The following is a 6,230-nucleotide window of genomic DNA, read 5'->3' as shown; positions in this document are numbered from 1 at the left end:
TTGCGCCGCTCTGGGCCGGCCGGCTGGACAGCACGGTCCTGGCTGCCCGGCAGCTCTCGGCCAGGGGCGGCACGGTGCTTTGCCGAGTGGAGGGCGCCCGCACCCTGCTCTCCGGCACGTGCGTGCGGTACCTCGAAGGGACTGTGCGGCTGGGGGTTAGCGGAACCTAAAGGTGGTTGAGCCCGCCGGGCTTCGACAGGCTCAACCACCGGGGGTTTCGGCGGGCCCAGCCACTGCTTTGCTTAGCCGCGCAGGCGCTCCATGCCCGGGTCGAACAGCGGTTCGGCGGTGACGGTGGCGGCCACGCGCCGGCCGAAGTATTCGATCTCCACGGCGTCCTCGACGTCAACGGCGGACGGCAGCCAGGCGTAGGCGATCGGCTTGCCGATGGAGAAGCCGTAGGCGGCGCTGGTGACGTAGCCCGAGGCTTCGCCGTTGACGTAGACAGGTTCCTTGCCCAGCACCACCGAGGTGCCGTCGTCGACCGTCAGGCAACGCAGCGTCTTGGCCGCCGGCTGCGACTTGCGGGCGGCCAGCGCATCGCAGCCCACGTACCCAACCTTGTCCTTGGCCACGGAGAAGCCCAGGCCGGACTGGTAGGGGTGGTGCTCCGTGGTCATGTCCGTGCCCCAGAGCCGGTAGCCCTTTTCCAGCCGCATGCTGTTGAAGGCGCCGCGGCCCGCAGCGATGATGCCGTGCTCCCGGCCCGCTTCGAAGAGCAGGTCCCACAGCTTCAGGCCGTATTCGGCGGTGGTGTACAGCTCCCAGCCGAGCTCGCCCACGTAGGAGAGCCGCATGGCCGTGACGGGAATGCCGCCGATGGTGATTTCCTTGGTGCGGAAGTACTTCAGTCCGTCGTTGCTGAGGTCGTCGGTGCTGACCTTGGCCATCACTTCACGCGCCAGCGGTCCCCACAGGCCGATGCAGCAGGTGCTGCCGGTGATGTCCGTGACATGCACCCACCGCGACGGGTCCCCGGCGGACTGCTTCCGGGCCTCCACGCGCAGATAGTCGAAGTCCACGTTGCTGTTCACGCCCAGCTGGAAGTCCTGCTCGCCAAGCCGTGCGACGGTCACGTCGCTGCGGATGCCGCCGTCGTCCGCCAGCAGCAGGCAGTAGGTGACTGCTCCGGGCTTCTTGGCGATGTTGCCGGTGCTGAGGCGCTGGAGCAGGTCCAGGGCTCCGGGGCCGGTGACGGCGAGCCGCTTGAGGGGCGTCATGTCGTAGAGCGCGACGGCGGTACGCGTCTTCCACGCTTCGGCTGCGGAGATAGGGGAGTGGAACATGCCGGACCACTCGTCCCGTTCCGGGGCCTGCCATTCGGCGGGCAGCGCCTCCAGCAGGCCGCGGTTGGCCTCGAACCAGTGCGGCCGTTCCCAGGCTGCGGACTCCAGGAAGAACGCCCCCAGTTCCTTCTGCCGGACGTTGAAGGGGCTCACGCGCACGTCCCGCGGGGCTTCCCGGGGCTGGAGCGGGTGCAGGATGTCGTAGATTTCCACGAAGTTCTGCTGGGATGTTTCACTGACGTAGGCGTCGGAGGTCTGCACCTTCTCGAAGCGGGAGATTTCACAGCCGTGCAGGTCGGTGCGGGACTCGCCTTCCACCAGCATCTCGGCCATCGCCTTGGCCACGCCGGCGGAGTGGGTGACCCACACGGCCTCCGCCACGAAGAACCCTTCGACGTCGGGCGATTCGCCCATGAGCGGGCCGCCGTCCGGGGTGAAGGAGAAGATGCCGTTGAAGCCGTCGTTGATCTGCGTCGCGTGCAGGGCCGGCAGCAGGTCCTGGCAGTCCTCCCAGGCGGGGGCAAAGTCTTCCAGGGTGAAGTCCAGGCGGGAGGGCATGTTGTGGTCCGACATCTCACCGGCACCGACGCGCGGAAGCCGTTCCATGTCCACGGGCATGGGCTTGTGCGCGTAGCTGCCGATGCCGATGCGGTTGCCGTGCTCGCGGAAGTAGAGGTCGCGGTCCTGGTAGCGCAGGATGGGCTTGCTGGCGCCGTTCGGAAGCTCATTGACGTCCCGCAGCCCCTCGAGCGGAGTGGTCTTGACATACTGGTGCGCCAGGGGAAGGAGCGGCACCTGCATGCCCACCATCTTGCCGAGCTCGCGGCCCCAGAACCCGGCGCAGGACACCACGATGTCAGCCGGGATCACGCCGTCGGGGGTTTCAACACCGGTGACCTTGCCGGCCGCCTGCTCGATGCCTGTGACCGGTGTGGAGCCCAGGAACGTCACGCCTGCCGCCCGGGCCTTGGCGATGAGGAGCTGGACGGCGCGGGCTGCGGACGCCAGGCCGTCCGAGGGGACGTACAGGCCGCCCAGGACCCGCCGCCCGTCGGCCAGGGCGCCGCTGTTCAGCAGCGGCCAGTGCTTTTCGCATTCGTCCGCGTCGATCAGCCGGCCGTCGACGCCCCAGGAGGTGGCGTAGCCAAGCTTGCGCTTCAGGTCCTCGAGCCGCGCCTCGGTGGTGGCCAGCTCAAGCCCGCCCACCTGGTTGAAGCAGGAGACGCCGTCGGCGCTGAGCGAGAGCAGCTTGTTCACGGTGTAGGTGGCGAACTCCGTCATGGTCTTGGACGGATTGGTCTGGAACACCAGGCCCGGTGCGTGCGAGGTTGACCCGCCTGCGAGTTCCAGCGGACCTTGCTCGACGACGGTGATGTTGGTCCAGCCGCGGCCGGCGAGTTCGTCGGCAAGGTTGGTGCCGACGATGCCGGCTCCGATGATGACAACGCGTGGTGATGCGCTCATGGTCTGTGGTTCTCCTGGGTGGCGTTGGCGGGAGCTGGCTGTCGTAGGGATAAACGCGCCCGCTCGCTATGAGCAACACGCATCACCATATGCAACACCGTGACGGAGCGCACAGGAGATGTCAAGGGTTTTCGCCTTTGTTGCCTGTTAAACGCCGAAAGGCTGCGGCCCTCCGCTTTCACGCGAAGAACCGCAGCCCGGCTCGAAGTGGTTCAGCGGCCGCCGGTGTAACCCATCTTTGCGCTGATCTGCAGTCCGGCCTGCTTGAGTGCATCGATGAGTCCGGGCGTCTCCTCGGGAATGAAGCGGAAAGCCGGTCCCGAGATGCTCACGGCCCCGACGACGACCCCCAGGTGGTTGAAGACCGGAACGGCAGCAGCCGTCAGGCCGATCTCGAACTCCTCGTTCACCACCGCGTAGCCGTTCCGGGCGACGTCGAGCAGCTGGGTTTCCAGCTCTTTCCTGCTGGTGATGGTCCGCGGAGTCCGCGCCGACAGGCCAGTTTCCTTCAGGATCCGGTCGCGCTCGTCCGCGCTCAGGGCGGCGAGCAGGACCTTCCCGCTGGACGTTGCGTGCAGGGGCGTCAGGCTGCCCACCCAGTCGTACGTGGCGAGCGTTGACGGGCCCATGGCCTGGTCCACGTTGACGGCGTAGTTGGAACGCAGGACGGCCAGGTTGACGGTTTCCTTAAATTCCAGGGCCAGGCTCTCCAGCACGGGCCGGGCTTCCTGCACCAGACTCAGCCGGCCGGGTATGGAACTGGCGAGGCGCAGGATGCCGAACCCCAGCTGGTATTTGCCGCGGTCGCTGTTTTGGTGGACCATCTCACGGCTCACCAGGGATCCCATCAGACGGGAGACGGTGGACTTGTGGATCCCCATTTCTTCGGCGATTTCGCTCACGCCGGCATGGCCTTCCCGGGCCAGGATCTCCAGGACGGTCAGTGCCCGCTCCACGGATTGGACTCCGCCGTGCTGGGTGCCCTCGGTATCGGCGTCGGATTCAAGGTCATTGTTCGAAGCCATGATCCACTCTCACGTAGTTTCTGCGGCTCACTGCCCGCCACAAGGCTGCAAAGCGGCCCCTCGGTTAGTCTCCTTCCTGATCCTATGACGGGATCTGTGACGGGGCCGACATTGCGTTAATCCGCTTGACGCAGCCCGCCCTAACTGCCCCGGTAGGTGGAGTAGGCGAACGGGCTCAGGAGCAGCGGCACGTGGTAGTGCTCAGGCCCGGTGACTTCAAAGACCAGATCCACTTCCGGGAAGAATGTGGCCGTCTGCAGCCCGGCGTAGTAGTGGCCCGTGGCGAAATTGAGCTTGTAGTGGCCGGGTTCCAGCTGCTCGGGGCCCAGGTCTTTCGCCCTGCCGTCCGCATCGGTGCTGGATGCTGCCAGCCGGCGCCAGGTGCCGCCGTCGTTCTGGAAAAGGACGACGGCGACTCCGGCCGCCGGGCGTCCGGCGCCGGTGTCCAGGATGTGGGTGGTGACGTGGGAGACGCTCATTCGCTGATCAGTCCTTCCAGCCGCAGGACGGCAATTTCACGCAGCTGCTGGGCCACGATGGTGTCCTCCTGGGCGGGGGTGTTGGTAAGGCGTTCGTTGAGGGACTGCAGGATTTCCGGGGCGGTGCGCCCGGCGGCGCGGATCAGGAAGACCCGGCCGAACTTTTCCTCGTAGTCCCGGTTGCCCTTGGCCAGGGCCTCCGCGGCCGCGGCATCGGCGGGGTCGACGCCGGCCTGCTCGGAACGGGACATGGATGCCTCGGTGGTGCCCGCCGTCGGGCGTTCCCCGATCCGCGGATGGTGTGCCATCGCTGATTCCACCTCGGCAGCGGTAAACGGGTTGGCCGCTTCGGACGCGAAGGCCAACAGGGCTTCCTTGCTGGCGAAGGGCCGGGCGGCGGCGACGGTGTCCACCCATCTGGTGATGTCGATGCAGGGCCGGAGGGTGTCCGCGGCGGCGGCCGGGTCCGCGGTGTTGAATTCGGCAAGCTTCATGCTGGCTGGTTCCTCGGTACGAATGCTGGCATCCATGGTGACGGCTATGCGGAGGCCGGACTTCCCGGCACCCGGCAGCGACGACATCGCACCCAGGCTTCCGCATCATGGAACTGTTATTTCAGCATACGTAATATCTAAGGGCAGTCAACGACTGGTGTCAAGAGAGTACAACGGCTGTTCCGCGCAGCCGGTATTATCGCGGAGGGGCCGCAGGCCGTTTCAACCAATAATGGAATATCAAGTGAATACGGACGGGGCGGCTATGCAAATGCTGACCGAACAGGATGCCGGGCGGGACGTTGACCTGCGGGAGTACGGGCTGGTGCCCGCGGGCCCCGGGACCATACCGGCGCTGGTCGATGACCGGGCCCAGCATGCCCTCAATAACCTGGTGCGCCTCGCCGCATCGTTGTGCGGTGTCCCGTACGGCGTGGTCAACATCATCACATCCAGCCACCAGCTGCAGGTTGCGGCCTCGGGAATCGACGCCGGCATCTGCTCGCGCGAGGATTCCATGTGCGCCACCGTGTTTATGGGCCCCGGCACCACCGTGGTGCGTGACGCATCCCAGGACCCGCGCTTCGCGGCCAACCCGTTCGTCACGGGGGAAATTGCCGATGTCCGCTTCTATGCGTCGGTGCCGCTGAAAACCTCAACCGGGCTGGTGCTGGGCTCCCTGTGCGTGTTTTCCACGGAGGCTGCGCTTCCCACGCCGGATCAGATAGACCTGCTGGAGGTGCTGGCGCAGCAGGCAGTGGAGCTCTTCGAGCTGCAGCACCGCACCCTCCAGTTGAACGACGCCCTGGCCGAGCTCCGGCGCAGCAACGCCATGCTGGCGGAGTTCGCGGGGCGCGTCAGCCATGACCTGCGGACACCCCTGACCACCATCCTGGGATACGTGGAGCTCGCGGAAGATGATCCCGGCATCGCACCGGACCATCCGTCCATGGAATACCTGGGGCTGATCGCCAGTGGCGCACGGCGCATGCTCGGAACCCTCGATGACGTGCTGGATTACTCCCGCACGGACGGCTCCCTGAACCGGGAGCGGGTGTCCCTGCTGGCGGTGACGGCGGAGGCTGCGCAGGACCTTGGCGTGGACCTTGGGCTGGGCAGCGGCATCCTGTGTGAAGACGCAGAGCTGCTTGCCGACCGTGCGCAGCTGCGCACCCTGGTCCAGAACCTGCTGGCCAACGCCATGAACTACCGCAGCCCGCAACGCGCCCTTGAGGTAGCGGTGACCGCCGGCACCTGCCCCCGCGGGGTCACCGTGCACGTGGCGGACAACGGCAAGGGCATCCTGCCGGCCGACCGGGAGCGGGCCCTGCAGCCGTTGGTCCGGTTGAACCGTCCCGGTGACGGCCCCGGGACCGGTCTTGGCCTGGCCACCTGCCGTCGGATCGCCCAGTCGCACGGGGGAGAACTGGCCATCAGTGAGACGCCCGGCGGCGGCACCACCGTATCGGTGCACTTTCCCGC

5 protein-coding genes are annotated in these 6,230 nt (G+C 66.8%); 1 reads left to right on the top strand and 4 read right to left on the bottom strand.

Going from position 1 to position 6,230, the window contains the following annotated elements; translation table 11 throughout:
- Positions 1-242: 242 nt before the first annotated feature.
- The 4 genes from P2Q66_RS13895 to uraD all read right to left on the bottom strand — a co-directional run bounded on the left by P2Q66_RS13895 (position 243) and on the right by uraD (position 4,748).
- A complete protein-coding gene (locus P2Q66_RS13895; protein ID WP_275728997.1) occupies positions 243-2,750 on the bottom strand; it encodes an FAD-dependent oxidoreductase in 2,508 nt (835 codons plus the stop codon).
- A gap of 212 nt (positions 2,751-2,962) precedes the next feature.
- The gene (locus P2Q66_RS13890) at positions 2,963-3,775 is read right to left on the bottom strand and encodes an IclR family transcriptional regulator (RefSeq protein ID WP_079595238.1); all 813 of its coding nucleotides are present in this window, start codon (positions 3,773-3,775) and stop codon (positions 2,963-2,965) included.
- 140 nt (positions 3,776-3,915) lie between these two features.
- Entirely contained in the window at positions 3,916-4,254 is a 339-nt protein-coding gene (gene uraH / locus P2Q66_RS13885; protein ID WP_275728995.1) for a hydroxyisourate hydrolase, read from the bottom strand.
- Entirely contained in the window at positions 4,251-4,748 is a 498-nt protein-coding gene (gene uraD / locus P2Q66_RS13880) for a 2-oxo-4-hydroxy-4-carboxy-5-ureidoimidazoline decarboxylase (protein WP_079595236.1), read from the bottom strand. The genes uraH and uraD overlap by 4 nt, the downstream gene beginning before the upstream one ends.
- 265 nt (positions 4,749-5,013) lie before the next feature.
- On the opposite strand from uraD, the gene P2Q66_RS13875 reads away from it, so the two are divergent.
- Positions 5,014-6,230: GAF domain-containing sensor histidine kinase (locus tag P2Q66_RS13875; RefSeq protein WP_275728993.1), on the top strand; the 1,217-nt coding region annotated here is incomplete at its 3' end.

The sequence above is a fragment of the Arthrobacter sp. Cr_A7 genome (assembly GCF_029222765.1).
GTDB lineage: Bacteria > Actinomycetota > Actinomycetes > Actinomycetales > Micrococcaceae > Arthrobacter.
The sequence above is the reverse complement of the archived record's forward strand: the minus strand, read 5'-3'. Positions and strand labels throughout refer to the sequence as shown.